Origin of the sequence: Sphingobacterium sp. UBA5639, assembly GCF_002421245.1 — a bacterium.
GTDB lineage: Bacteria > Bacteroidota > Bacteroidia > Sphingobacteriales > Sphingobacteriaceae > Sphingobacterium > Sphingobacterium multivorum.
The window spans coordinates 58700-84704 of sequence record NZ_DIJR01000014.1; the positions used below are offsets into that span (position 1 = coordinate 58700).

Sequence of the window (26005 nt, forward strand, 5' to 3'; positions counted from 1 at the left end):
AGAGTCTCATTAAAGTCGGGCGGAACTTAAATCGATATATATAAAATAAGACGGACCAGATGTACATCCGGTCCGCCTTATTTATTGTGTATTTTGCTGCGCTCTAGGCAACTTCTCTTAGATCTACTGCTACTACACGGGATACACCTTGTTCCACCATGGTTACTCCATAGATGATGTCTGTACTTGCAATCGTTTTCTTATTGTGTGAGACTACGATAAATTGTGAATTTTTCGAAAAATCCCGGATAATATTGTTGAACTTATCAATATTCGTATCATCTAAAGGAGCGTCCACCTCATCGAAGATACAAAATGGTGCCGGTTTAGAAAGATAGAGTGAGAATAAGAGAGCTGTTGAAGTCAAGGTCTTTTCACCACCCGAAAGCTGATTGATAGACAGCGGCCTTTTCCCTTTGGGTCTTGCAATAATGTCGATATCTGAATCCAACGGATTGCTCGGGTCTGTGAGTACCAGGTCACAGCTGTCTTCTTCGTTAAATAGCGAACGGAATACTTTAACGAAGTTATTCCTCACGGCATCAAATGTAAACATAAACTGAACCTGAGCGGTATCGTCAATTTCTTTTATTGTTGCCATCAAGGATCCTTTTGCTTCAATTAAATCAGCTTTCTCTTTGTTAATGAAATCATAGCGTTCGTTCATCTCGTCGAAAGCCTCTTTTGCCATCAGATTGATCGTTCCAAATTCATCAAGCTGTTTCTTGAGTTTGCTACATTTGGTTGCCAATGTCGCTTGATCTTCTGTGATCTCAGGCGCATCTTCACGGTCAATTAGATCTTTCAATTCAATGTTGAATTCAACGGAAAGGCGTTCTTTTAAGGCATTGAGGTCGATCTGCAGACCTGTTTTTTTATCTTTGATCTCTGAAATAAGAAAGTCACTCTGCTCTTTTGAACGACGCTGCTGTGTCAGGGCGTCTTCGAGATTATTGATTTTCTGCTTATCTGCATAGTAGTTGTCTTCCAATTCTTTAAGACCATCTTCTAAAGCAATCTTCTGCTCATACATGGCAATAAGATCCCGATCTTCTTCATCTTCAAATGGAATGGTTGTTCTTAACGCTTCTTGCACTTCAACTAATTCTGCACTGTTTCGCTCCAGACGGAGTTCGTGGTCATCCTTCTGCGTCTCTCTAAATTCGAGATCTTTCGTGATATTGGAAACTTTGTTTAACTGTTGATGATAAGCGATATTCTCTTGATTGTATGCGGTCGATTTTTCGTTAAGTATTTCAGCTATTTCATGGAACTGGTCCTGTAAAGTCGATAATTCGGCGATACTCTGTTCTTTTTCCTGGCGCAGCTCCTGAAGCTGTGGCTCGGCAATCCTTAAATCTGATTCTATACTTTCAATTTTCTCCTGAATATCTTTTTTACGGGCCTGGGAGTTATTGATGAAGGCTTGATATTGCTCTTGCTTTGTTTTGACAGTAATTAATTCATTATTCAGTCTATTGAGCTGAAAACGAAGCTCATCGATTAACTCTTTCTGCGAATTGCCGCGTAGTACATCCAAGCGAGCTGTTTCGGCGGTTATTTTATCTTCAAGTTTTGCTATTTCCTGATTTAAGGTTTTGATCTCTTGGGATAACACTTCGAGGTTTTTCGCTCTTCCGATACGTTTGCCCTCAAATAATCCCACGGAACCACCAGAAAGACCCAAATGATGTTTCGAATAACGTCCATTTTTTTGCAGAATCACCTGTCCCAGAGCAGGTAGCTTTTCATCCAGTTCTTTTTCATTGTCATGTTTAAGAATAAAGACCTGCTGGAGCAGCATCGTACATAAAGCCTTGTACTTTTCGTCTACTGTAATCACATCCAACGCAGACATCAAATTGTCATTTGGTGCAGGGGCAGCGCTTGGCGAGTGTGTTATGGCATCTAAAACAAAGAAATTAGCTCTTCCTTTTGCGGCATCGCTCAATAGCTGAATTGCTTGAACAGCATCTTGTTGTGTTTCGACAACATAGTGATTCATTATAGGCTCTAGATAGTTCTCAATAGCCACGCGATAATCTTCCTGACAGAAAAGGACATCTGATAGGAGCGGAGGTTGCTTTTTCCATCCTGCATTTTTCTTGAGGAACCGAATGGAATCGGGGAAACCTTCTAAATTATCAACAAGAGATTTCGTGAGGTTGTATTCGTTTTGTTTGGCATCTACCAGACGGAGGTCTTTGGCAAGCTGGGCCTTAAGTTCTTCTAGGTTTGCCTGGCACTGACTGATCTGTCCTTGGAGCTCTTCTTCCAGCTGGTTTGCTGAGTCATACTGTAACTGCTGTGCTTCCACACGGCCTTCCAGTTCAGTAACAGCAGAATTAAACTGCTGCAATTCGGCTTCTTTTGCTTCTGTATCTACACTATTGCGAACAGATTCTTGGAGGAGGGCTTCTTTCTGAATGGTAAATACAGCAAGATCTTTTTCTAATTTGTAGATTTTTGCCTGTAATTCAGCATTACTCTTATTAAAAAGATCAAGCTTTCCCTTTGCCGATTGTTGCTGTCCCCTCAGTTCGTCGACTTCGGATTTATCCGATTCAAGATTCGTTTTTAACGAATCGAGTTTATTTTGTTCATCAAACAATTCTTCATTCAGTCGTTTGATGGTGTAGAGTACATGATTAAGCTGTTGTTTATCACTGTTGATATCGAGGTTCAACCGGTTCTCTTTATCTTGAAGATTTTTGACCTTTTCGTTTTTGATCTTCTTTTCCGATTCATAACCTCGGATTTTATTGACAAATTCCTGCGTTGTTTTTTGCTGTACCGAAAGGTTTTTTTCTTGTTCCAAATTTGTCTGGCGGAGTGATTGGAGTTCCGTTTCCGCATTCAGAATATTTTGATGTGCATTGGCAGCATCTTTCTGAACCTTGGATTCTTGTGTTTGAAGTCTTTCCAATTCAGTCGAGAAATCTGCTATTTTATAATAAGCCAAATCTATACTGCTTTGGCGGTATTCTGCTTTAAGTGAGGTATATTTTTCAGCTTTTTTAGCTTGATTTTCTAATGATTTGAGGTTCTTTGTGATTTCGTAAAGCAAGTCATCTACACGGCTAAGATCGGCCTCAGTATCTCTCAGCTTTGCCAAAGTCTGTTTTTTACGAACTTTATACTTAGAGATTCCAGATGCTTCTTCGAAGAGGTTGCGACGTGAATTATCTTTATTATTGATAATTTCATCAATCATTTTCAATTCGATGATCGAATAGCTGTCCGCACCAACTCCGGTATCCAGGAACAGATCTGTGATATCTTTTAAACGACATTTGACATCATTCAATCGATATTCACTATCGCCGTTGCGAAACAGCTTCCGCGTGACGGTTACTGTCGAGAATTCCGTTGGCAAAATATTATTGTTGTTGTTGAAGGTCAGCGAGACCTCTGCAAGGTTTGCCGGTTTTCTATTTTTCGTTCCATTGAAGATAATATTTTCCATCTTATCGGAGCGAAGCATCTTTGTGCTCTGCTCTCCCAGCACCCAGCGTATGGCGTCGACCACATTGGACTTCCCACATCCATTGGGGCCAACAATCGCTGTGACACCATCATTGAAGTTGATCGTGATCTTGTCTCCGAAACTTTTAAATCCTTTAATTTCTAGTTTGGTTAACTGCATTTATACCAAATTTGTTTGTCGTTATAAGCTTGCGAAAATAGTAAAATTAAACAATAATTTTTCCTTTCTTTATTCACATTTTCCTGTTTCAGGATCACATGAAGGGCCTTCTTCGCCTCTGCGTTCAAGCGGTGTTGGCTGACTGGCCAAGCATTCATTTATGGTGTTGTGAAAGACTTCCATGGGCTGTGCTCCGGGGATAGCATATTTTCTGTCAAATACAAAGAAAGGGACACCTCGGAGTCCTAAGCTGACACCTTCTTGAATATCCTGTGCAACATCATAAGCATATTCATCAGATTCCAATAAGTTTTTTACCTCCTGAGCGGAAAGATGCTCTTGCGCAGCAATCGTGCTGAGCACCTCGTTGTTATTTACATCAAGACCATCCGTAAAATGAGCTTTAAATAAGGCTTTCTTGATCTGAGTGCCTTTTTGTTGCGCTTGGGCAAAATGTATCAGACGATGTGCTTTTTTTGTATTTACAACGATTGCTTTTTCAAAGTTCAGATCAATACCCAGCTCTTTTCCTTGTGCACTGAGCTGTGAGGTCATCGCAACGACATCGTCCATACTCATGCCTTTCGTTTGAACGAGGTAATCGTAGGTTGGCATTGCTGGAGCATCTTCGGGATAATCAGGGTTAAGCTGATACGATTTCCAGATGATTTTAGCGGATGGCTTACTTGTGGACTCCTGAAGAGCTAGTTCAAGCTTTGTCAGACCAATATAACAAAAAGGACAAATGATGTCCGACCAAATTTCTATTTTCATATTTCTTTTTTTACTGCGTATATTGTAATCAAAAATACATATAATAACGATGATTATCTGTTTACATTGTTGCATGGATGTAAACAAGTGTTTCAAGTATTTGTATAACTATGGTGGAGAAAGCTTTTTTAAATCGTAAAGTTACCCTTGTTCTGGGCGGGGGTGGTGCAAGAGGCCTGGTGCATATTGGTATTATTCGACGTCTTGAAGAGCTGGGCTACGAAATCGATGAGGTGGTAGGTTGTTCAATAGGAGCGCTTGTCGGTGGTATCTATGCACAGGGGAAGATGGATGTTCTGGAAGAATGGATGCAGCGCCTGACGAAGAAATCGGTCTTTAATATGATGGATTTTAGCTGGAAGGGACTGGGGATGATGAAGGGGATCAAGGTGTTTAACGCCTTGAAATCTGTGATTCCGGATGCTAATATTGAGACTTTCCCTATTTTGTTTAAAGCCGTTGCGACAGATCTAAACTACGAAAAGGAGGTTGTGCTGGACTTTGGAAGTATGTATGATGCCATTCGGGCGTCGATTGCCATTCCCGCGGTGTTTACAGCTGTAGAAGACGACAATCATGTCTATGTTGATGGCGGGGTACTCAATCCATTGCCTATAAATCATGTCACCAAGAAAGAGAACCTAATCATAGCGGTTAATCTGGAATCTAAACCGGATAAACAATATTCTGTTATCAAAAAACTGGATACAAGGACTTCGAATTCGTTGGATATACTCCAAGCGTCATACTATGTGATGCGCAGGAAAATGAGCCGTATGATTGTTGATTTATACCGGCCCGATGTGGTGGTGGACATTCCCTATAATATCTGTAACCTTTGGGATTATCACCGCTCTGAATTTTTGGTCCAGAAGGGGCGGGAATATATTGACAAAGCATTAAAAAACAAAGCCAAAGCAAAGTAGTTTAGGACGATCAAGGGACTACTTTGCTTTGGCTGTACATGGTTTCTCTGGCATTGAGATACACTGAAACTGATATTTTTATTCTAAGCGAACCATGCGAAGTATTTGTTAAAACAAATTGGGGTAATCGCTAATAATGCCATCAACTTTCACGGCTTTTAGTTGCTCGATTTCTTCTTTCGTATTGACTGTCCAAGGAATGACCTTGATACCAGCTTTGTGACACTGCTTGACATAATCGCTTGTTACTATTTTATGATGCGGACTTATAATAAAAGGCGTAAAACCCAAAGCTGCAATTGTTTGCTCAATACTTTTTGTATGGTTTGCATCAATAAGATAAGAAACTTTGATTTGAGGATATGCTTTGTGCAGATAGTTAATGGCTCTGCTATCAAACGATTGAATAACGGTTCGCGCAGCAATTTTTTTATCGGTGATTACCTGTACCATAAGATCCACAAATTCTTCAACCCTTGGATGGAAAATACCATCTTTATCTTCCTTACTTTTCACTTCGATATTGTAAAACATCGGCGCTTTCCTTTTTAGATTTGCGTAGGCTTCAGTACTATCAATAAGGTCTGCTAGTTTTGCTATACGTGTAACCTGTTTTTTTTGTTCAGGAAACTCTTTGTAAAATTTCGATCCGATATCGTACTTAACCAGATCTTTATAAAGCATATCGTAAATTCTCAACGGTTTGTCCTTGTCAGAAATTTCGGTGCCATTGGGTTTCAATACAAACTTCGGGTTAAGGTAATCGTCGTGAAAGACAACAACCTTACGGTCTTTGGTAATATGACAATCCATTTCCAGTGTTGTCACCTTTGCAAAATCTATTGCATTTTTCATGGCAGCGATAGATTCTTCAGGGTATAGGCCGCGGCCACCACGATGCGCTTCCAAGCTAAGTTTAGGGAAATTGTCTGAAGTTGATTTTGCTGAATCTTTCATAACTGAACAAGATGCAAATGGTAATAACGTGCCCCAAAAGGCAATTCTGAGAAGACTTCTTTTCATTATTAAAATATTTAAACAAAATAGCGGAGTTGTTATATATTGCCCTTTTGAATAAGCGAATATACATATATATTTTGCTTTTACGTATTTTAACTGTTTCGAATACTTGATTTTGCAACTTTATGAAGGTGAATTCGAAACCGAATAAAGTTAAATGAATTTGTTTTGGTTTGAAATTGAGGGGCACAAAGTAGTTCGATGGGCAAATTACCTTGATCTGACAGCGTTTCTATGCCAACCATGAGCTCGTTACCTGCTTCTTGATTGTAGGATAAATTTCTTAATTGTCGACATGAAATCTATTTTTTTTGTCTTTTTTGTAAGAAATTATTGTCATTCCTTTCAGAATTCCCTTTATTTGCACAAATCTCAAATTAGATGGCGAAAAATTTATTGATAGTTGAGTCTCCGGCGAAAGCGAAAACGATAGAAGGGTATTTAGGAAAGGATTTTTTGGTCAAGTCAAGTTATGGACATATTCGCGACTTGGTGAAAACCGATGATGCAATTGATACCGAAAAGAATTTTGAACAAAAGTATGAAGTTCCATCCGACAAAAAGGCGGTTGTAAGTGAACTGAAGAAATTGGCTAAAGCTGCAGAAACCGTTTGGTTAGCGTCCGATGAGGACCGCGAAGGAGAGGCTATTTCATGGCATTTATTTGAGACTTTGGGATTAAAAGATGAAAGCACAAAAAGAATTGTGTTTCATGAGATTACAAAGCCAGCTATTTTGAAGGCTATTGACAACCCGCGTAAAATAGATTATAACCTCGTAAATGCACAACAAGCGCGAAGGGTGTTAGATCGATTAGTCGGATTTGAATTGTCTCCGGTTCTATGGAAAAAGGTGAAACCTTCTTTATCTGCCGGACGCGTGCAGTCAGTTGCGGTTCGTCTGATTGTAGATCGTGAGCGTGAAATCAATAAATTTGAACCCGAAGCGGCTTTTAAGATCGTTGCTTTTTTTCATACGGGAAAAGTTAAGGATAGTTTTAAAGCCGAGCTTCCGCAGCGTTTTGCGACAGAGGCAGAGGCGACCAAATTTTTGGAGGATTGTAAAGCAGCGCTTTTTTCTGTAAAAAATCTCGAAACAAAACCTGCGAAGCGTTCACCGGCAGCGCCATTTACTACATCAACATTACAGCAGGAAGCAAGCCGGAAACTTGGATTTTCGGTTGCCCGCACCATGCAGGTGGCTCAAAGGCTGTATGAATCAGGACGAATTACCTATATGCGTACCGATTCTGTTAATTTGAGTGATACGGCGATTGAGGCTGCTGAAAAGGAAATCAAATCGGCTTATGGTAACCAGTACCATAAAGTCAGAAAATATAAAACAAAGACATCGGGTGCACAAGAGGCGCACGAAGCTATTCGTCCTACTTATTTCTCTGAGCACACCATCGATGGCGATGCATCCGAAAAAAGATTATACGAGCTTATTTGGAAAAGAGCAATTGCTTCTCAAATGAGTGAAGCGGAGTTTGAACGTACATTGGCAAAAATCGACATATCAACTCGTACTGAAGATTTGAATGCTTCAGGAGAGGTGATGAAATTTGATGGATTCTTGAAAGTTTACATGGAATCCTTGGATGACGATCAAGACAACGCGATGGACGAAGATAGTGACAATGCTATTCTTCCACCATTAGCTGTTGGTATGCCATTAACGTTGAAAAACATGTCGGCGACGGAGCGTTTTACACGACCTCCAGCACGTTATACGGAAGCTGCTTTGGTGAAAAAATTAGAGGAATTGGGAATTGGCCGTCCTTCAACCTACGCCCCTACGATTTCAACGATTCAAAACCGCGGGTATGTCATAAAGGAAGAGCGTGAAGGTAAATCGCGCGATTACCGTGTACTGACATTAAAGGATGCCGAATTAACAGCGGTAACAAAAACCGAAATCACTGGTGCCGAAAAAGGAAAAATGTTTCCAACAGATATCGGTGTTGTCGTGAATGACTTTTTGGTTGAACACTTCAACGGTATTGTGGATTTTCATTTTACGGCCAACGTAGAAAAAGAATTTGATGATATTGCGCATGGACTGACCGAATGGACAAAAATGCTGCATGATTTCTATGGGCCTTTTCATTCTGAGGTAGAAGATACTTTAGTCAATGCAGATCGTGCGAATAATGAGCGTGAGCTCGGTGTCGATCCGGTTTCCGGTAAGCCTGTTTCGGTTCGCATTGGTAAGTTCGGCCCATTGGTACAGATTGGTTCTCCTGACGATGAAGAGAAACCTCGTTTTGCTTCCTTGAGAAAGGGACAGATGATCGAAACCATTACTTTTGATGATGCCATGGAATTGTTCAAATTACCGAAAAAAGTTGGTTTATTTGAAGATAAGGAAATGACGGTTGCTGTTGGGCGATTTGGACCTTATATCCGTCACAATTCGGCGTTTTACTCACTACCAAAAGGTGTTGACCCATTGGATGTGACAGAAGAAGAGGCGATACAGATTATCAAAGACAAACGTCAGAAAGATATCGAAAAAGTGATTCGGGTTTTTGATGAAAATCCGGATGCTCAGATTGAACAGGGACGCTGGGGGCCATTTATTCGTTTTGGCAAGCAGAATCTGAAGATTCCTAAGGGAACGGAAATTGATAAAATTACCTATGAAGATGTGTTAAAATGGGCTGAGGCGGATGCGCCAAAAGGAAAAGCAACTAAAACAAAAACAACAGAAAAGAAAACTGTAGCAAAAAAGACTACCGCTAAGAAGGCTCCAGCTAAAAAAACTACAAAGTCTAAATAAGCATGAAAGCAGATTTGCCTGAAAATATAGTCAAAGACATTATGATCGCCGTCGTTTTGGAAGGTGAGACGGTGGAGACAAAAAATTGGACTGTCTATGTTATCAACGACAAGAATATTGCTATTCAGAACGTGCTGATTAGCTCAAAAGGTTATGGCGAAAAGGATGGCCGACAAGTAACAACAACGACTTTGCGTCATTTTATTGGTAATATAGAAGCTAAATCTTTCGATCGTGTTGAAGCGATTGATGAACAGGTATTCGGGCTTACAAATGAATATTGGTTGAGTTTTTATATTGATAACATTATTTACGATAAAAAATATATCTTTTTACCTGAAAGCATTGTGGATGGTAACCTGACTAAGGTTCCTTTGGTCAATCGCCCAGGTGTAATCATAGGAGGAAACGAATAATGAGTGGACGTCACAATTTTATTATTGCCATAGATGGTTTTTCCTCCTGCGGTAAGAGTACACTGGCAAAAGCTTTGGCAAAAAAACTGAAGTTTGCCTTTATTGATAGCGGAGCCATGTATAGGGCTGTCACACTCTATTTTATCCGGCATAAAATAGCGCTGGATGATCAAGAAGCGATCGAAAGCGTACTAAAAGATATCCATATTGATTTTATCCCAAATGCAATAAAGACGGAGATCCATCTAAATGATGAGGATATTTCGGAAGAGATCCGTCAGATGTATATTTCTGATAAAGTTAGTGATGTGAGTGCAATTAAAGCTGTCCGGGTTGCCATGGTTGCCCAGCAGCAAAAATTGGGTAGCAGACGAAATATTATTATGGATGGCCGTGATATCGGTACTACTGTTTTTCCAGATGCTGATCTGAAGATTTTTATGACGGCCGATCCTAAAGTACGTGCTGCGCGACGTTATTTGGAGTTGACGGAAAAAGGGGAGGATGTGACGTTGGAAGAAGTCGTGGAAAATCTTGCAACACGTGACCGTATCGACAGTACCCGTGCGGAAAGTCCATTACGACAAGCGGAAGACGCGATTGTTTTGGATAATTCTAATCTGACACCAGAACAACAGCTCCATTTTGTTGAAGAAGAGTATTTGAAAGCTAAGGCTGCAAAAGTCCAATTATAAAACACAAAGAAGGCCGATTATTTAATCGACCTTCTTTGTGTTTGGAATATCATTATTTTATACTGTTAATTTGTTGTTGTTCCAATAATTTTCCAACATTGTTCTTTTCTCCAAACTCTGCTGTCTCATCTTGAAAAGATTCCAGAAGAGCTTTAATAGCATCTGAATTATCTGCTGTACGTTGATAGATATCGGGAATTGTTTTTTCGATATTTTTATCGCCGAGTTCAATGTTATCAACTTCGATTTTGCCTATTTTTTCCAAAACAGCTTGCTGGCTATTTCTGACATCTTCTAATTCTCTCGCTATTTTTTCCATCAATTGGAATTTCTTCAATTTATCCATATGAAATCGCTTTTGTTACTATTAGAAGAACAAGATGCTTCAAAACTTTGTTTTGTTTTTTTTTAAAAAGAAATAGAATTGGGGTTTATGGGAAGGAACCATGAAAAAAGAAAAAGGCGGAACATGCATGTTCCGCCTTTCTTAAGTGCTGTTATCTTATTGTTAATTTGTGCGTCCCGGATACACTTGGAGTGCTTTCTCTAAGCAAACTAAAGCGCTTTTAAGATCATCCTGATTCAGTACATAGGCCAGGCGGACTTCATTTACTCCAGCACCCTCTGTACTATAAAAGCCCGTAGCTGGAGCCATCATAACTGTTTCGTTATTGTAAGAGAACTCTTCCAACATCCATTGACAGAATTTATCTGCATTATCAATTGGTAATTTGGCTACGACGTAAAATGCGCCACCCGGGTTAGGAGAGTAAACTCCTTCAATGGCATTGAGCCCTTTTACGAGGGTATCTCTTCTTGCTGTATATTCTTTGGATACCGCCTCGAAGTAACTGTCTGGTGTATCAACAGCAGCTTCACCCGCTATTTGTCCTTCTAAGGATGGGCTTAAGCGCGCTTGTGCAAATTTCAGTGCTGTCTGATATAGTTCTTTATTTTTGGTAATGATACATCCAATACGCGCACCACAAGCGGAGTAACGTTTTGATACTGTATCAAAAATAACGACATTATTTTCGAGACCTTCTAAATGCATTGGTGAGATAAACGCTCTGCCATCGTAACAAAATTCACGATAAGCCTCATCTGAAAAAAGGTAAAGATCATATTTTAGACAAAGTTCACGAAGAGCTTCGAGTTCTTCTCTGGAATAAAGGTAACCTGTAGGGTTATTTGGATTACAGATGCAGATTGCTTTGGTTTTAGCGGTAATTACTTTTTCAAATTCGGCGATGGAAGGTAATGCAAATCCACTTTCAATATAGGACATGATTGGTTTGATTACCACATCGGAGGAACAAGCAAAACCATTGTAATTCGCATAAAATGGCTCTGGAATGATGATCTCTTCGCCTTCATTTAAACAGGCTTGCATAGCGATCATAATCGCTTCCGAACCACCATTTGTTACTAATATATCTGTCGGCTCGATATTATAATTTAGCTTATTATAATATTCTGCTAACTTGTTTCGGTAAGAGGCTGTACCTTCAGAAGGTGTGTAGGCCCACACTTTGAACTGTATATTTTTCAAAGCATTAAGCATCACTTCAGGTGTTTGGATATCAGGTTGTCCGATATTGAGGTGATATATCTTTTTACCTTCTTTTTTTGCTTGATCAGCATATGGCGTCAACTTTCTAATAGGCGACGCAGGCATATTCAGCCCTTTTTCTGATATTACTGGCATTATAGTTTTTTTAAAATTAGTAGTGCAAAGCTAACCAAAATAAAACGAAAAAAGCCACATGATAATGTGGCTTTTTTCGTTTTATCTATGGGAATTGTTATTCTACAATACCCTTAATGTATAGCGTTTTTACAGGAGTCTTGGTATTCGACTGCACCGTGAAGCTCTTTGTGAATGGCGCTTTTGCTGCAGCATTGTAAGTCACTTTAATCGTACCACTTTCTCCTGGTTTGATTGGCGTTTTTGTAAATTCTGCTACAGAACATCCACAGGTAGGCACCACGTTGGAAATGATAATTGGCTCGCTACCGGTGTTAGAAAATTTGAAATTATACGAAACGGGCGTGCCGGCAGGAATTTTACCAAAATCATGTGTTTCTTTTTCGAATTTAAATTCTCCTTGTCCTGTTTGCATCGAAGAAAAACCAATAAAGGAAATGATCACTGCTAAGATTGTTATATACTTTTTCATGCTTCTAAAATATTACTTTACGATTAAAATAGTACAACTGATATGCCAAATTTAATATTTATTGCCAATTTATTGTACATCTAACAACTTTATTACAGTTATATTATCCCTTCTTTCAATAGATCCTGTATGTGGATAACACCAGCGTAATTTCCTTTGTCGGAAACCAATAGTTGTGTGATATTGTTTTCACGCATAATATGGAGCGCATTGGCGGCCAATTCATCTTTATCGATAATTTTAGGTGATTTTCCCATGATATCGGCGGCAGTAATTGTCGCTAAATCCGTGTGTTTCTCCAGCATACGACGGATATCACCATCTGTGATGATGCCAAGTATGTTTTCATCATCCAACACGGCGACAGCTCCCAGTCTAAACTGTGTTATGGTGATGATGATATCACTTACTGTGGCTTGTTGTGGGACGCTAGGTTTGCCATTCTGATCGGATAGATCGCCGACTCTCAAGTACAGCTTTTTGCCTAATGCTCCTCCTGGATGGTATTTTGCAAAATCTTTATCCGTGAAATCACGGCACTCTTGTAATACCACGGCAAGCGCATCACCCATTGCCAACTGAGCAGTTGTACTTGAAGTTGGTGCAAGGTTGTTGGGACAAGCTTCTTTCTCAACGGTGGTATTTAAAATATAGTCGGCATTTTTAGCGAGGTAGGAATCTGTATTTCCGACCAAAGCAACCAATACATTCTTTGTCTGTTTTAAAAAGGGAACAAGTACTTTAATCTCAGGTGTATTACCACTTTTAGAGATGGCAATAATCAAATCATTTTGTTGGATGATACCAAGATCTCCATGGATAGCATCAGCAGCATGCATAAAAATCGATGGTGTACCTGTCGAATTGAGCGTTGCAACTATCTTTTGAGCAATAATAGCGCTTTTACCAATTCCAGTTACAATAACTCGGCCGTGCAAATTAAGAATACGATCGACAACGGTAACAAAATCATCATCAATATATTGAGCTAAAGCAGCTACTGCCTTGGCTTCTTCTTGAATAGCTTGAATAGCTATATTTTTTATTTCGTAGTTGTTTTTCACAAAAAATACTCTTACTTTTATGTATTAGAATAGATTGCAAAAATAGATTATTTTTCAAGATTATTTCTTCATTTATCTATCTTATTTTTGCCCAAGGCGCAATGGAAATAGAAAAATCACTTTTCGACAATTTACAAGATTTTTTTGGTTTTGATACTTTTAAGGGGGATCAGGAGGCAATTATAAACAGTATTCTTCAACGGAGAGACACGTTTGTAATTATGCCAACCGGAGGAGGGAAATCAATTTGCTATCAACTTCCAGCACTCATGAGTGAGGGGACTGCAATTGTTATTTCTCCGTTGATTGCTTTAATGAAAAACCAAGTAGATCAGCTTCGTGCATTCGGTGGCGAAGATAGTATCGCTCATTTTTTGAATTCTTCATTGAATAAAAGTGAGATTACAAAGGTTAAGGATGATGTAATCGCTGGGAAGACCAAATTGCTGTATGTCGCTCCGGAATCTCTTGCTAAGCAAGATAATTTGGACTTCTTACACCAAATCACCGTGTCATTTGTAGCGGTTGACGAAGCGCATTGTATTTCCGAATGGGGACACGATTTTAGACCAGAATATCGTAAAATACGCCAGGTCATTAATGAAATAGGGGCCAATATTCCTATTATTGCGCTTACAGCGACAGCAACACCTAAAGTACAGTCTGATATTCGTAAAAATTTGCAGATGACTGATGCTGTTTTATTTAAGTCATCATTTAATCGTAGCAACTTATATTACGAGGTAAGACCTAAAAAAGATGTCGTAAAAGAAATTGTACGTTTTATCAAAACCAAATCGGGTAAGACGGGCATTGTCTATTGTTTGAGCCGTAAAAAGGTAGAAGAAATCAGTGAGGTTTTGAACCTAAATGGCATCAAAGCTTTACCTTACCACGCGGGTTTAGACGCCAAAACAAGAGCAGATACACAGGATAAATTTTTGATGGAGGATGTCGAAGTGATTGTGGCTACCATTGCTTTTGGTATGGGAATAGATAAACCTGATGTTCGTTATGTGATTCACCACGATATTCCTAAATCCATGGAGGGATATTATCAGGAAACTGGACGTGCTGGACGTGATGGGGGTGATGGTTATTGCTTGGCTTTTTATTCGGAAAAAGATGTTGAAAAACTGACCAAGTTTATGAAAGATAAACCTGTGGCTGAACGTGAGATTGGCACACAGATCTTAAAAGAGGTTATTGATTATTCGGAGTCTGCAGTATGTCGCCGTAAACAGATTCTTCATTATTTTGGAGAAAATTTTGACGAGCAGGGCTGTAATAATATGTGTGATAATTGTCGTTCGGAAAAAGAATATTTTGAGGCCGAAGACGCTTTAAAAGATGTATTGGGCTTTATTCAAGAACAGGGTGAAAAATTTGATGATCATCACGTGATTAACGTCATGATCGGCCAAAACAACCAACCCGTATCCGCCTATAAACATGATGAACATCGTCTTTTCGGAAAGGGCAAAGATAAAGGTGTTATTTATTGGAAATCCTTACTTAGGCAGGCAGTGCTTGATAACTTTATCGAAAAAGATATTGATCATTATGGCCTTTTAAAATTGACAGCTATTGGTCGTCATTATCTGGATAATCCTTATCAACTAAAATTTGTTTTGAATCGTCCAATTGAAGGGGGGGATAATACAAGTTCGGAAGATACAGGACAGGGTACAGGGGCCTTAGATACCGTCTTGTTGGGTATGCTTAAAGATTTACGTAAGAAAATTGCAAAGGGCAAGTCCCTGCCGCCGTTTGTTATCTTTCAAGATCCTTCGCTGGAAGAGATGTGTACACATTATCCAATTGCTATCGATGAGTTGAAACAGATTCAGGGGGTAGGGAATGGTAAAGCGATTAAATTTGGTGCTCCATTTATTGCCTTGATCAAAGACTATGTTGAGGAGAATGAAATTGATAGACCTGTGGATCTTGTCATTAAGAGTACAGCTAATAAATCGGCATTAAAAGTGTCTATTATTCAAAATATCGATCGTAAAATTGCATTAGATGATATTGCCTCAGCTAAGGGGATAACTTATGAAGAAATATTGAAAGAAATTGAGACGATCGTAAACGCAGGAACGAAAATCAATATCAATTACTTTATTGATGAGGTCATAGATGAGGATCGTCAAGATGAGGTATATGACTATTTTAAGACAGCAGAGACTGATTCAATTAATGATGCGCTTAAAGAATTAGGTGGAGACGATTATAGCTATGAGGATCTCCAATTGATGCGAATCAAATTTTTATCAGAACTCGGCAATTAATTTTTTATAATTATATGATTAACAAATACATTCCCGAAATCAAGAATGGGACATCGCAGAATTTCTTTTTAATGGCGGGGCCATGTGCAATTGAAGGAGAAGAAATCGCTTTGCGTATTGCTGAAAAGATTGTTACAATTACAGATAAACTAAATATTCCGTACATTTTCAAGGGATCTTACCGTAAGGCCAATAGATCGCGGCTAGATTCATTTATGGGGATAGGTGATGAGAAAGCGTTGAAGATTTTAGAGAAAGTTGGGAAAACTTTTGGTGTACCGACGGTGACGGATATCCATGAGAGCCATGAGGCGGAAATGGCAGCCGCATACGTTGACGTTCTTCAAATTCCAGCATTTTTGTGCAGACAGACTGACTTATTAGTTGCAGCAGCAAAAACGAACAAGGTGGTCAATGTAAAGAAAGGTCAGTTTTTGAGTGCTGGATCTATGAAATTTGCAGTGGATAAGATCGTGGAATCTGGAAATGAGAAGGTTTTTTTAACTGATCGCGGTAATACGTTCGGCTATCAGGATCTCATTGTAGATTATCGCGGGATTCCCGAAATGCGTTCTTTTAACGTGCCCACAATAATGGACTGTACACATTCCTTACAACAACCGAATCAAACTTCTGGCGTAACAGGAGGGAAACCAGCATTAATTGAAACAATAGCCAAAGCTGCAATAGCGGTGGGAGCCGACGGCCTGTTTATAGAAACACATCCTGATCCGGCAAATGCGAAGTCTGATGGCGCCAATATGTTACATTTGGATTTACTTGAAGGCTTGATGGAAAAACTGGTCCGAGTTAGACAAGCTATTTTATAGTATAATAAATAAATCGCAATAGAAAGGAGCCAATAGGCTCCTTTTTTATAATCAATTACACCAAACTTAAAGCTAAATTATTGTATGTTCTCAAAAGTTGCATTGACAGCGTTTTTGTTGTTGTCTTTTTCTGCCATCAAAGCGCAGGAGAGTTATAGTTGGTTTTCTCCACTAGAAGATAAGCATGTGGAAGGTAGGCTGGAGAATCAGAAGCTTTCGGCCTTCAATAGACTTCCGGATGAACTGGAAAGCCAGGTACGTAAACCCGTATGGGAACTGGGGAAGAATAGTGCGGGATTCTATATTGACTTTCAAACTACTTCACCTGAGATTATGGTTCAATACCAAGTGGCTGGCGGTTTAAATATGCCCCATATGCCAACAACAGGTGTCAGTGGGCTTGATCTTTATGCTTATGATACTGTAAACAAGGAATGGAAATGGGCTTATGGCAATTATGATTTTTCGGATACCATTTCTTATACATGGAAGAATATAGGGCGCAATGGAAAATTTAATTACCGCTTATATCTTCCGCTATACAATACGGTTAAGTGGTTAAAGATTGGTGTGCCAAATACCGCTAAATTAACGTATACCCATACCACAGCAGCCAAACCTATTGTTGTGTATGGGACCTCGATTGGACAGGGGGCCTGTACCAGTCGCCCAGGCTTAGCTTGGACCAACCAAGTGGGACGTGCGTTTGACCATGAAATGATCAACTTATGCTTTTCTGGTAACGGTCGATTGGAACAACCGATTTTGAATGTGATGAATAGTGTAGATGCTGCCTGTTATGTGTTGGATTGTATTCCTAATCTTGCTATTTCAAAGTCGCTAACAGAAGAGCAATTGGATTCACTGTTGGTCAATGCGGTGACATTTTTAAGAAAAGAACATCCGACGACACCCATTATTTTGACACAGCATAGTTCGGGGAGCATAGCCGAAGTCTTTAATGAAGATAAAAATGCGGAATACCAGCAAAGTAGCCGTGTGCTGAAGGCGACTTTTGAAAAATTACAATCAAAAGGAATCCGTCAGCTTTTCTTATTGTCGAGTCAAGACCTTAATCTGGATCTGAATTCGACCGTTGACTACGCTCATCCAAATGATCAAGGTATGGAAAGAATCGCAAATGCGTATATTAAATTGTTGAAGAAAATTCTCAAGTAAACTACAGTCAACGAGGACTTCACCATAGCAGTATTTCGAATTTACCTCATCGAAGGGAAATTGTGTATGAAAAGGATTTGTTGATAAAATGATAACAGTATGCTGTTATTTAAAAAAGGGAAGTTTAAAACTTCCCTTTTTTATTTCTTTTTCATTTTCATGGTCATTTTTGCCTTTTCGCCACCGCCATAATTAAAAGTCTTGGCATTGCTTTCTTTCTTTTGGTGGAATGCGCCACCTCGGGAAAGATCTTCTTTATCTTCCTCCTTGCTCGACTTTTTCTTTTTGTCGGTGATGGGATTATAGATTACAAGATCCTCTGGCAGTTCCAAAACATCCATTCTTTTACCGACAGCCTGTTCTATTTTTTTAACCATGGGTAATTCCAGATCTGTTGTGAAAGTCAACACGACTGATTCTTCATTTTCGTCATTTTTAACAAGATGATTTAAGAATTCCTCCTTTTCATTTGGTAACTCAAATTGAAAAATGAATGGAACAGCGGAAAGGTCTACATCGTTCGTATTTTCCCGTGCAATTATTAGGACACGAGATTGACTATTTTCCTTGAAATCTTCCATCGTCTCATAGCCAAAATCATCATAGAACAATGGATTGAGGATAGCAATTTCTTCTTTATTGCTACTGAACAAACTGCTGGCCAACTTTTGGGCAGTAAGCTTCGAATTTACAAAGACGACTACTTTTTGAAATACTTCTTTATCCTGCAACAGAAGATTTAATAAATTGATCTTTGTTGTGAAATTAGGAACATGATATAATAATAGATCTAGGGTGTCGACAGTGTCATTCTCAAGTTCATCTATTTCGACCGAGGCACAATTTTCATTCATGAAATTGTCGATCATGTCATAAAGTTTTTGGTGTTCAACAGTACTGAAAACTAAATGTTGTACTTTTCCGCAGCTTTCGGCTAATTCCCTTACCGTATTTTGCATTCCTTGTTTGATAATCTCTTCAGCATCATCGATAATCAGTGTCTGAATACGGTTGAGATTCAAAGCCAATTTAAGATAGATAGCTCTTGCACGATTTGGGGTAGCTACAACAATGTCTTTTCCATCAACCAGTTCTTCGATTTCTTCTTCCATGCTGCCTGAAGCCCGCAATCCAATGATGCGAAGATCTTTATTTTTGCTTAATTGATAGAATCTCTCAACAATTTCGTCGATACGTTCTTCATTAGGCGCCAAGATCAAAAACTTCGGAGCTTCATCTGTTGTGAATTTCAACTTCATCAAGGTAGATAAGACATAAGTTGTGGTTTTGCCTGCACCTTCTGGAGCGATGGCAATCACATCCTGTCCACCAAGAATTCTGGAAATGCATCTACTTTGAATTTCCTTTGGAGCAAGATAACCGAGTTCGGTCATCGTAGCATTCAATCTTTTGCTAAGTTTTAGTTTCTCTAACGACACGTATCCTTTTATTTATGTAAGTTACAAAAATACAAATTTTGATCTTAGATCAACTAATGTGCGCCCATTTTTGAAAACAGATTGATAATAATGACTCCAACAACAATCAAGACCATACCGATAATGGCTGCTGTATCGGGAATCTGTTTAAATAAGAACATACCAATAAGCGTAATGGCTACAATACCAACGCCAGACCAAATTGCGTAGGATATTCCGACGGGCAGGTATTTAAGTGTGATACTTAAAAAATAGAAGGCAATAATATAGCCTACAATACAGAGAATGGTAGGCTTTATAAGGGTAAAACCCGCAGACTTCTTGAGGAAAGTGGTTGCAAATATCTCTGCGGCTATAGCAAGAAAAAGATAGGTGTACTTCATTGTTACAAAGGTACAATTTTTTGCTCAGCAAGGTTCGGTTAATTAGGTCAATAACAGGGGGAAGTTAATTTATTTTCGAGACAACGAATTGCGTATAAGAGCAATTTTATCTATGTTTGGCCAATTCACATAGCTAGACGCTAGATTTGATTTTATGGGGCATGTTCGAACTTTTTGGAAATCTGTACTAATATTCTTTGTTTTATTGTGCTTTTGCGATGCTATTGTTGCGCAAGAACAGCTGCAAGATTTGCAGAAGTCGTATTACAGTCTTCCTTTAGGAAGTAAAGAACGGTTTGTGTTAACGGGTAAATATGCACAAGCCCTATATTTTAGTAATGAAAAAGCGCTGGCCAGTCAATTGCTTAATGATAATATTCAGTTGGCCAGAAATTATCCTGACAAGCAATATTATGCCTATTTGAATTGTATTGCTGCCATGAACAGTTTTAATGATCATGCATTTGAAAAATCACGCTATTATTTAGAACATGCTAAATCTGTACTCCCCATAGTTAACGATAATGGAATAAAGGGGTATGTGCATTATTGTGATGGATGGGTTATGACACGACAGAATAAAGAGGATGAGGCTGTTTCCCAATTCCATAAAGCAATTTCATTTTTAGAGAAGGCGCCACCGACTGAGGCAAATATCGCCCGAAAATTGGCAGTTTATAAGGAGCTTACAGCGATCTATGCAAACCAACGCAATTATGATTTTCAAGAAAAGTACACCACGCTTCTGCTGGAAACGGCGAAGGAAGGAAAGAATGTCAATAGCCTATTTGACGCTTACATGCAGGCTGGTTACCTATTTGAAGAGGAGTATAGATCCAATAATGCAGACCAAAATCTATTAAGGAAAGCTGAACAACACTATCTTGAGGCTTACAATTTGGTAGAAAAGAACGAGAAACATCTTGTTAATCCAACAGATTTAGCTTACGTTTCTGTTAATTTAGCGAATCTGTACCATGAGTTTTATCCAGAAAATGGTGGTAAAAAAGCAATATCATATGCGAAACAGGCCTTAGATATTGCTGCTGAAACGGGACAATATGCCATTACAATACCTGCTTACGGTATCCTCGCTGATGAATCTTTCAAAGTCGGACATCGAGAGGAAGGAAAAAAATATCTGCAGCAGGCACTGCACAATCTTCAAAGAGAGCCCCATTATGATTACCAAGTCGGGTTAAGCCTGTTTAGCAGACTGGCTGAAGTAAGTGTTGAAGAGGGTAAATATGAGGAAGCTTTCAATTATCAAAAAAGTTACATAGATGTATTTGAAAAAGCATTTAATTCGGATAAACTGGATAAGACGAAGCAACTTGAGCTAAAGTATGAGCGTGAATTGCAAAACCAAAAGTTAATGCGGCTTCGATTGGAAGGCGAGAAAAAGGAACAGCAGATCAAGCTGATGAAAGTCTTGAACGATAGACAACGTCAACTGGTGGAGAATTTGAAATTAAATGAACTCAATCGAACACAACAGCTCAAGGTACTCCAACTTGAACGGGATAAAAAGGAACAGGATTTGCAATTAAGCCAACTGGAAAATGAACAGCGCTTGCAAGAACTTGACGTGTCAAAAAAGCAAATTGCCTTTAAATCACGAATGAATTCAATTTATATTTGGTTGTTCGTCAGTTGTTTGGTTGTGATTGTTTTGCTGTTTTATGCGTATTGGCAACGTTCAAAGGCCTTGAAGCAGAAGGTTCATTTGCATGAACTGGAGATGGAAAAGAATAATCAACAACATGCTATTAAAAACCTGACTGCAATGTTGGCCGGGGAAGAGAAAGAGCGTACCCGTCTTGCTCGCGACCTGCATGATGGATTAGGAGGTTTGCTGTCAAGTACCAAATTGGGATTATCAGCCATAAATAAAAATGTATTGGAGCAGGAATCCATGAAAGAAGGAATCGATCGAAGTATTGATTTGCTGGACGGGGCTGTAGATGAACTTCGCCGGCTTGCACATAATCTTATGCCAGATTTAATTGTAAAATATGGTTTGAAAGAAACTTTAAGAGACTATGCAAACCGAATGAGTCAATCGACATGTCAAGTAGAATGTGAATTTTTACAATTTGAATCAACCTTAAGCACGGAACAGGAAATTTCTTTGTACAGAATTATTCAAGAATTGGTGAATAACGCGTTGAAACATGCTAATGCGGCCAACATTTTAATACAGCTTTCTTCACATAATAAACGTTTACATATTACTATTGAAGATGATGGCAAGGGTTTTGATATGGAAAGTGTCGATTTGCAGCACTCTGCGGGAATGCATAATGTGCGGTCAAGACTTTCGTTTCTACACGGGGAAATGAAGGTTATGTCGGAGAATGGAGCGGGTACAACCATAGAATTGGAATTACCTATGATTTAACTTTTTGGAAAAATGATAAAAATAGCGATTACAGACGATCACCCTTTGCTACTTGAGGGATTGAAAAACATTATAAATGCGCATGAAGATTTTGAAGTTGTGGGCATGTATTCCACCGCCACTGAACTGTTCCATCGTATTCCTGCTGATATGCCATTGGTATTGCTGCTCGATATCAATCTGCCGGATGCTAACGGTATTGATTTGGTTAAAGGTCTAAAGGAAAGCAATAAGGATTTGAAAATTATTGCGTTTAGTGTACATAATGAATTTGCAGTGATTAACAGCATTTTAAATGAGGGTGCCAATGCCTATCTACAAAAAAATGCAAATGGTGATGAAATAATTGCTGCCATTTCCGCTGTTCTTGTCGGCAAAAGGTATCTCTGTGAGAAAACGCAGGCGATCCTGAACAAGAAGGTGGAAATGGGGCTTAAGCAGGTGCCAAAATTGACACGTCGCGAGAAAGAGGTGCTTACTTTCGTGGCGCAAGGAATGACAACAAATCAAATTGCCGATTCATTGTTTATCAGTTCACATACGGTAGAGAGCCATCGCAAAAATCTAATGGAAAAATTTCAAACCAAAAGTGTTACTGCGGCAGTAAAATCGGCTATAGAATACGGATTAATTCGGGAAGCCTAATTAGACTCCCCAATTCCCTGATTTCAGGGATGAAAAGATCCCCAGGCATTTGATACTTTTGCTATTATTGATTTTAAAATAGAAGGTATCAAGTGCATTGCTGAAACCTAGTTTTTATGCTCTTTTCAGAGAAGGTATTGTTTCAGCCTTTGATTCATTGATCTATTTTAAATCGAATAGGTTTCAGAACAAAATTTCAAATCTAGGATTTTCTTAAGGAGCTCAATACTGCGGAATCTAATTTCTTAGTTGAGGGGTCTGTCAGATAGTTCTTTACGAGATAAACTACCAAAAATTACTGATTCAATTGTTATGATTAAAAAAATAATGCTTTGGACGATAGCTGTCCTCGTACTGTTGGCGATTGTCGCCTGGGGCGGATATATACTACGACAGCAAGAATCCTATAAATCATTGGTCCATAAAAAAAGTAAGGCTTTGTTGACCATATCATTGGATGATATCCTGCTGAATCAGTTTTTTAATAAATGGCAGTCAGCGCCGAAAGAGGGACAGGATTTTGGCAAAAAACTAAGTAAACTCAAAGATAATGGTATTGATATAAAAGCGAATGTATTTCTTTTTGCTTTGGAACCGCATCCAAAAAACTTTTATGCTTTTTTTCAGCTAAAAAATAAACAACAATTTTTGACCTTTCTAAAGGATGTATTACAGGTTGGTGCGGTGGAAAGTAATCTCGCCCCTGATGTGAGCTATGCCTATCATCAACCGAGTAAAATCGCCTTTATCTGGAAAGGGGATGATCTGCTGCTAGGTCTAGGCTTTGATCTTGATACAAAGAAGGAAGAAATGCTTCAGCTAATTCAATCAAAAGAGGACCGGGTTACCATAGAACAATTTATCAACCGTCCAAGCACGTTGACCGGAAAATCACTGCGTTATAGCAATATTTCAACAGATAATTTTATCGAACTTGATTTGAAAGGAGACCATGTCGAAGTATCCGGCGAATTTTTCTCAACAGATTGGAATTTTCCAAAGGAATATCTTGTGAGAGAACTCGCTTCCGCAAAATACATTGGTAAAGCTTGGATCAATATACCCAATAGTCAATTTAAAAATCAGCTAAAACAACTACTTAGTGAACTCCCTTTAGCCGCCGATTCTATTATAACACATTTGGATGGAAATTACGTCGATATTGAAATTTTGAAAAATAAGGTCATTCAAACAGATACCATTATAAATTATGCGGTTGATGAAAATTTTGAAACGATCGAAGAGAAAACACCGTACGAAACGAAAGTTCCGGATGTAAGAATAGCCATGCGTGGAGATAGCGACATGAGTAGATTCCTCCCCAATAAATTATTTTATCACTGGTTTCAAAAACAAGATAAGGGATTTAGTTTGCTGTCCACATCAAAGGATATTGATAAACTTAACGTAGCTTACAATAAGACGGTTGAACTATCCCATGTGGCAGTTCATTTGGCGGATTGGCCAAATGAGGCTAAAATATCACCGATTCTATTATTGAAAACGATCGCGTCAGACATTACGCTGAGCCTTAAAGTTGCAGACCACAATCGCTTGGTTCTCCAGGGAACAATAGGAGACTACTCGCATTAAAACGCGTTAACGACAAACATTCTTAGCTTCTCAATGGTTTGTTTTGGAGTACAAAGTACAAGAACATGGATAAACGAACTAAAAGTAGAAGTAAGGTGAAAACCTATTGGCGAATTTTAAAGAGTACGGTGGCTGGATTTTTGAATGAGGATTCGATGAAATATAGTGCTTCATTATCTTATTATACTGTTTTCTCTATTGGTCCTATATTGGTTTTAATGATTGCCTTAGCTGGAATTTTTTATGGTGAGGATGCGATTGAAGGGAAAGTATTCCTGGAACTCCGCGGTTTGGTGGGAAGCAATGCTGCAAAACAGATTCAAGAAGTTATTCAGAATTTGCAGCTTTCGGGAAAATCAAACCTGGCGTTGCTTATCAGTAGCATTACATTGGTTTTAGGAGCAACGACGGTTTTTGGGGATATACAGAATTCGATTAACAAAATTTGGCACGTAAGGGCAAAGCCGAAAAAAGGCTGGTTAAAATTGATTCAGGATAGATTGTTATCTTCGTCTTTGGTGATTGGATTGGGCTTTTTATTAGTCGTTACACTCATCGTAAATGGTGTAATATTGGCGTTGACAGATCAGCTACAGCATTATTTCCCGGACGTGACCGTAATGTTAATGGATGGGATTAACTTTGCATTGTCTTTTGGAATTATATTCTTGTTATTTAGTGTCATATTTAAAGCACTTCCGGATGTAAATATTCACTGGCGGACCGTACGGGCGGGTGCCTTATTTACGTCAATTTTATTTGTATTGGGACGTTATTTAATTGGAGTCTATCTGGAGCATTCTGCAACCCAAGATACCTATGGTGCGGCAGGTTCATTTGTGTTGATCTTACTTTGGGTCTACTACACAGCAGCTATTTTATATTTTGGTGCGATCTATACAAGGGAGTACGCCACTGTCATGGGCATCCCTATTGAACCCTCGCAATATGCCGTGCATGTTGAAACGCAGGAAATTGAGCGTAATGTAACCGAAATACCTCCGGCCCCGTTAACACAAGAGGAGCAGACGATTACCGAAGAGGATACTACGATCCCCAAGAAAGCATAAACATTAGATTTACTGAATTCTTACCACCAAATTCTGTAAATTTGATGGTAAGATCGATCTATTGTTTATGAACAAATTACAATCATTACGTGAGAAACTCAATTTAACACAAGAGGAACTAGCGCAAAAATCAAATATTTCAGTAAGAACAATTCAGCGGATTGAAGCGGGGCAGTCGCCAAAGGGTTACACCCTTCGCGCACTTGCACAGGCATTGAATGTGGAGGAATCGGAGTTTTCTGCGTATGATATACCTCTTGAGTCAGAAAACTTGAGATGGATCAAGATTATCAACCTGTCTTCCTTACCCTTTTCTATATTGCCACCATTAAATATTTTGGTACCTGTCGCAATTATGCTCTTCAAAAAACTGCATTCATATAAAGTTCGCCAGTTAATCTCAATTCAAATCGTATCGACTTTAATTGCTGTTTTACTGATGCTTATTATTTTTATACTGAACGATTGGGTAGGTATTAAAAGCAATGTGAAATTGCTTATTCCGTTATGTTGGATACTTATGAATATAATCATTATACTGCGAAATGCGATTGGATTAAATAAAGCTGGGCATGCACGTATTTTGCCCGATATAAGTATATTATAGGTGCTTTTATACAATTGTCGGCTAGCTGTCGGGACATTGTCGGGCTGTAAAAGGGTATTCTTCGT

21 protein-coding genes are annotated in these 26005 nt (G+C 38.9%); 12 read left to right on the forward strand and 9 right to left on the reverse strand.

The window, feature by feature from the left end; all coding sequences use genetic code 11:
• Positions 1-103: 103 nt before the first annotated feature.
• Both smc and B4Z90_RS10095 read right to left on the reverse strand, forming a co-directional pair.
• Positions 104-3646, reverse strand: coding sequence for a chromosome segregation protein SMC (gene smc, locus B4Z90_RS10090; protein ID WP_286802107.1), 3543 nt, complete (start codon positions 3644-3646; stop codon positions 104-106).
• A gap of 69 nt (positions 3647-3715) precedes the next feature.
• On the reverse strand, positions 3716-4420 hold the full coding sequence (locus B4Z90_RS10095; RefSeq protein ID WP_159332947.1) for a DsbA family oxidoreductase: 705 nt from the start codon (positions 4418-4420) through the stop codon (positions 3716-3718).
• 110 nt (positions 4421-4530) lie between these two features.
• Between B4Z90_RS10095 and B4Z90_RS10100 the strand changes: the two genes are divergently transcribed.
• Positions 4531-5346, forward strand: a complete 816-nt coding sequence (locus tag B4Z90_RS10100; RefSeq protein WP_070561100.1) for a patatin-like phospholipase family protein — start codon at positions 4531-4533, stop codon at positions 5344-5346.
• A gap of 108 nt (positions 5347-5454) precedes the next feature.
• Here B4Z90_RS10100 and B4Z90_RS10105 read toward each other — a convergent pair whose 3' ends face one another.
• Positions 5455-6369, reverse strand: coding sequence for a glycerophosphodiester phosphodiesterase family protein (locus B4Z90_RS10105; RefSeq protein WP_070561099.1), 915 nt, complete (start codon positions 6367-6369; stop codon positions 5455-5457).
• A gap of 378 nt (positions 6370-6747) precedes the next feature.
• On the opposite strand from B4Z90_RS10105, the gene topA reads away from it, so the two are divergent.
• The 3 genes from topA to cmk are packed head-to-tail and all read left to right on the forward strand — an operon-like array spanning position 6748 to position 10258.
• Entirely contained in the window at positions 6748-9147 is a 2400-nt protein-coding gene (topA, locus tag B4Z90_RS10110) for a type I DNA topoisomerase (protein ID WP_286802108.1), read from the forward strand.
• Positions 9148-9149: 2 nt separating this feature from the next.
• The gene (locus B4Z90_RS10115; protein WP_046672862.1) at positions 9150-9563 is read left to right on the forward strand and encodes a hypothetical protein; all 414 of its coding nucleotides are present in this window, start codon (positions 9150-9152) and stop codon (positions 9561-9563) included.
• A complete protein-coding gene (cmk, locus tag B4Z90_RS10120) occupies positions 9563-10258 on the forward strand; it encodes a (d)CMP kinase (RefSeq protein ID WP_286802110.1) in 696 nt (231 codons plus the stop codon). Before B4Z90_RS10115 ends, cmk begins: the two co-directional genes overlap by 1 nt.
• A 52-nt stretch (positions 10259-10310) precedes the next feature.
• On the opposite strand, the gene B4Z90_RS10125 is transcribed toward cmk, so the two are convergent.
• From B4Z90_RS10125 to B4Z90_RS10140, 4 genes are all read right to left on the reverse strand, one after another.
• Positions 10311-10604, reverse strand: a complete 294-nt coding sequence (locus B4Z90_RS10125) for a hypothetical protein (protein ID WP_070561096.1) — start codon at positions 10602-10604, stop codon at positions 10311-10313.
• 162 nt (positions 10605-10766) lie between these two features.
• Positions 10767-11966, reverse strand: a complete 1200-nt coding sequence (locus B4Z90_RS10130) for a pyridoxal phosphate-dependent aminotransferase (RefSeq protein WP_070561095.1) — start codon at positions 11964-11966, stop codon at positions 10767-10769.
• A 97-nt stretch (positions 11967-12063) separates the two neighbouring features.
• Positions 12064-12438 (reverse strand): DUF1573 domain-containing protein, encoded by a 375-nt coding sequence (locus B4Z90_RS10135; RefSeq protein WP_075992841.1) that lies wholly within the window; start codon positions 12436-12438, stop codon positions 12064-12066.
• A 98-nt stretch (positions 12439-12536) separates the two neighbouring features.
• Positions 12537-13502, reverse strand: a complete 966-nt coding sequence (locus tag B4Z90_RS10140) for a KpsF/GutQ family sugar-phosphate isomerase (protein ID WP_070561093.1) — start codon at positions 13500-13502, stop codon at positions 12537-12539.
• Positions 13503-13603: 101 nt separating this feature from the next.
• Between B4Z90_RS10140 and recQ the strand changes: the two genes are divergently transcribed.
• From recQ to B4Z90_RS10155, 3 genes are all read left to right on the forward strand, one after another.
• A complete protein-coding gene (gene recQ / locus B4Z90_RS10145; protein WP_286767290.1) occupies positions 13604-15793 on the forward strand; it encodes a DNA helicase RecQ in 2190 nt (729 codons plus the stop codon).
• A 14-nt stretch (positions 15794-15807) separates the two neighbouring features.
• Positions 15808-16623, forward strand: a complete 816-nt coding sequence (gene kdsA / locus B4Z90_RS10150; protein WP_070561091.1) for a 3-deoxy-8-phosphooctulonate synthase — start codon at positions 15808-15810, stop codon at positions 16621-16623.
• 84 nt (positions 16624-16707) lie between these two features.
• A complete protein-coding gene (locus B4Z90_RS10155) occupies positions 16708-17802 on the forward strand; it encodes an SGNH/GDSL hydrolase family protein (RefSeq protein ID WP_070561090.1) in 1095 nt (364 codons plus the stop codon).
• 140 nt (positions 17803-17942) lie between these two features.
• Here the strand turns inward: B4Z90_RS10155 and B4Z90_RS10160 are convergent, their stop codons facing one another.
• Positions 17943-19241, reverse strand: a complete 1299-nt coding sequence (locus B4Z90_RS10160; protein ID WP_070561089.1) for a DEAD/DEAH box helicase — start codon at positions 19239-19241, stop codon at positions 17943-17945.
• Between the two features lie 53 nt (positions 19242-19294).
• Complete coding sequence (locus B4Z90_RS10165; RefSeq protein WP_070561088.1) at positions 19295-19624, reverse strand: DMT family transporter; 330 nt, start codon at positions 19622-19624, stop codon at positions 19295-19297.
• A gap of 250 nt (positions 19625-19874) precedes the next feature.
• Here B4Z90_RS10165 and B4Z90_RS10170 point away from each other — a divergent pair, with 250 nt between their 5' ends.
• The 5 genes from B4Z90_RS10170 to B4Z90_RS10190 all read left to right on the forward strand — a co-directional run bounded on the left by B4Z90_RS10170 (position 19875) and on the right by B4Z90_RS10190 (position 25940).
• Positions 19875-22025: a sensor histidine kinase gene (locus B4Z90_RS10170; RefSeq protein WP_201639164.1), complete on the forward strand. Its 2151-nt coding sequence runs from the start codon at positions 19875-19877 to the stop codon at positions 22023-22025.
• A 12-nt stretch (positions 22026-22037) separates the two neighbouring features.
• Positions 22038-22670: a response regulator gene (locus B4Z90_RS10175; RefSeq protein WP_286802112.1), complete on the forward strand. Its 633-nt coding sequence runs from the start codon at positions 22038-22040 to the stop codon at positions 22668-22670.
• 312 nt (positions 22671-22982) lie between these two features.
• On the forward strand, positions 22983-24263 hold the full coding sequence (locus B4Z90_RS10180) for a hypothetical protein (protein WP_115048823.1): 1281 nt from the start codon (positions 22983-22985) through the stop codon (positions 24261-24263).
• A gap of 65 nt (positions 24264-24328) precedes the next feature.
• Positions 24329-25333, forward strand: coding sequence for a YihY/virulence factor BrkB family protein (locus B4Z90_RS10185; RefSeq protein WP_070561084.1), 1005 nt, complete (start codon positions 24329-24331; stop codon positions 25331-25333).
• A 67-nt stretch (positions 25334-25400) separates the two neighbouring features.
• Positions 25401-25940, forward strand: a complete 540-nt coding sequence (locus B4Z90_RS10190; protein ID WP_286802114.1) for a helix-turn-helix domain-containing protein — start codon at positions 25401-25403, stop codon at positions 25938-25940.
• Positions 25941-26005 lie beyond the last annotated feature (65 nt).

Coding starts and splice junctions, on each gene's coding strand:
- B4Z90_RS10155 (WP_070561090.1), top strand. CDS start 16,708: ATGTTCTCAAAAGTTGCATTGACAGCGTTTTTGTTGTTGTCTTTTTCT.
- B4Z90_RS10185 (WP_070561084.1), top strand. CDS start 24,329: ATGGATAAACGAACTAAAAGTAGAAGTAAGGTGAAAACCTATTGGCGA.
- recQ (WP_286767290.1), top strand. CDS start 13,604: ATGGAAATAGAAAAATCACTTTTCGACAATTTACAAGATTTTTTTGGT.
- B4Z90_RS10095 (WP_159332947.1), bottom strand. CDS start 4,420: ATGAAAATAGAAATTTGGTCGGACATCATTTGTCCTTTTTGTTATATT.
- kdsA (WP_070561091.1), top strand. CDS start 15,808: ATGATTAACAAATACATTCCCGAAATCAAGAATGGGACATCGCAGAAT.
- topA (WP_286802108.1), top strand. CDS start 6,748: ATGGCGAAAAATTTATTGATAGTTGAGTCTCCGGCGAAAGCGAAAACG.
- smc (WP_286802107.1), bottom strand. CDS start 3,646: ATGCAGTTAACCAAACTAGAAATTAAAGGATTTAAAAGTTTCGGAGAC.
- B4Z90_RS10180 (WP_115048823.1), top strand. CDS start 22,983: ATGATTAAAAAAATAATGCTTTGGACGATAGCTGTCCTCGTACTGTTG.
- B4Z90_RS10165 (WP_070561088.1), bottom strand. CDS start 19,624: ATGAAGTACACCTATCTTTTTCTTGCTATAGCCGCAGAGATATTTGCA.
- B4Z90_RS10125 (WP_070561096.1), bottom strand. CDS start 10,604: ATGGATAAATTGAAGAAATTCCAATTGATGGAAAAAATAGCGAGAGAA.
- B4Z90_RS10135 (WP_075992841.1), bottom strand. CDS start 12,438: ATGAAAAAGTATATAACAATCTTAGCAGTGATCATTTCCTTTATTGGT.
- B4Z90_RS10100 (WP_070561100.1), top strand. CDS start 4,531: ATGGTGGAGAAAGCTTTTTTAAATCGTAAAGTTACCCTTGTTCTGGGC.
- B4Z90_RS10105 (WP_070561099.1), bottom strand. CDS start 6,369: ATGAAAAGAAGTCTTCTCAGAATTGCCTTTTGGGGCACGTTATTACCA.
- B4Z90_RS10115 (WP_046672862.1), top strand. CDS start 9,150: ATGAAAGCAGATTTGCCTGAAAATATAGTCAAAGACATTATGATCGCC.
- B4Z90_RS10175 (WP_286802112.1), top strand. CDS start 22,038: ATGATAAAAATAGCGATTACAGACGATCACCCTTTGCTACTTGAGGGA.
- B4Z90_RS10190 (WP_286802114.1), top strand. CDS start 25,401: ATGAACAAATTACAATCATTACGTGAGAAACTCAATTTAACACAAGAG.
- cmk (WP_286802110.1), top strand. CDS start 9,563: ATGAGTGGACGTCACAATTTTATTATTGCCATAGATGGTTTTTCCTCC.
- B4Z90_RS10130 (WP_070561095.1), bottom strand. CDS start 11,966: ATGCCAGTAATATCAGAAAAAGGGCTGAATATGCCTGCGTCGCCTATT.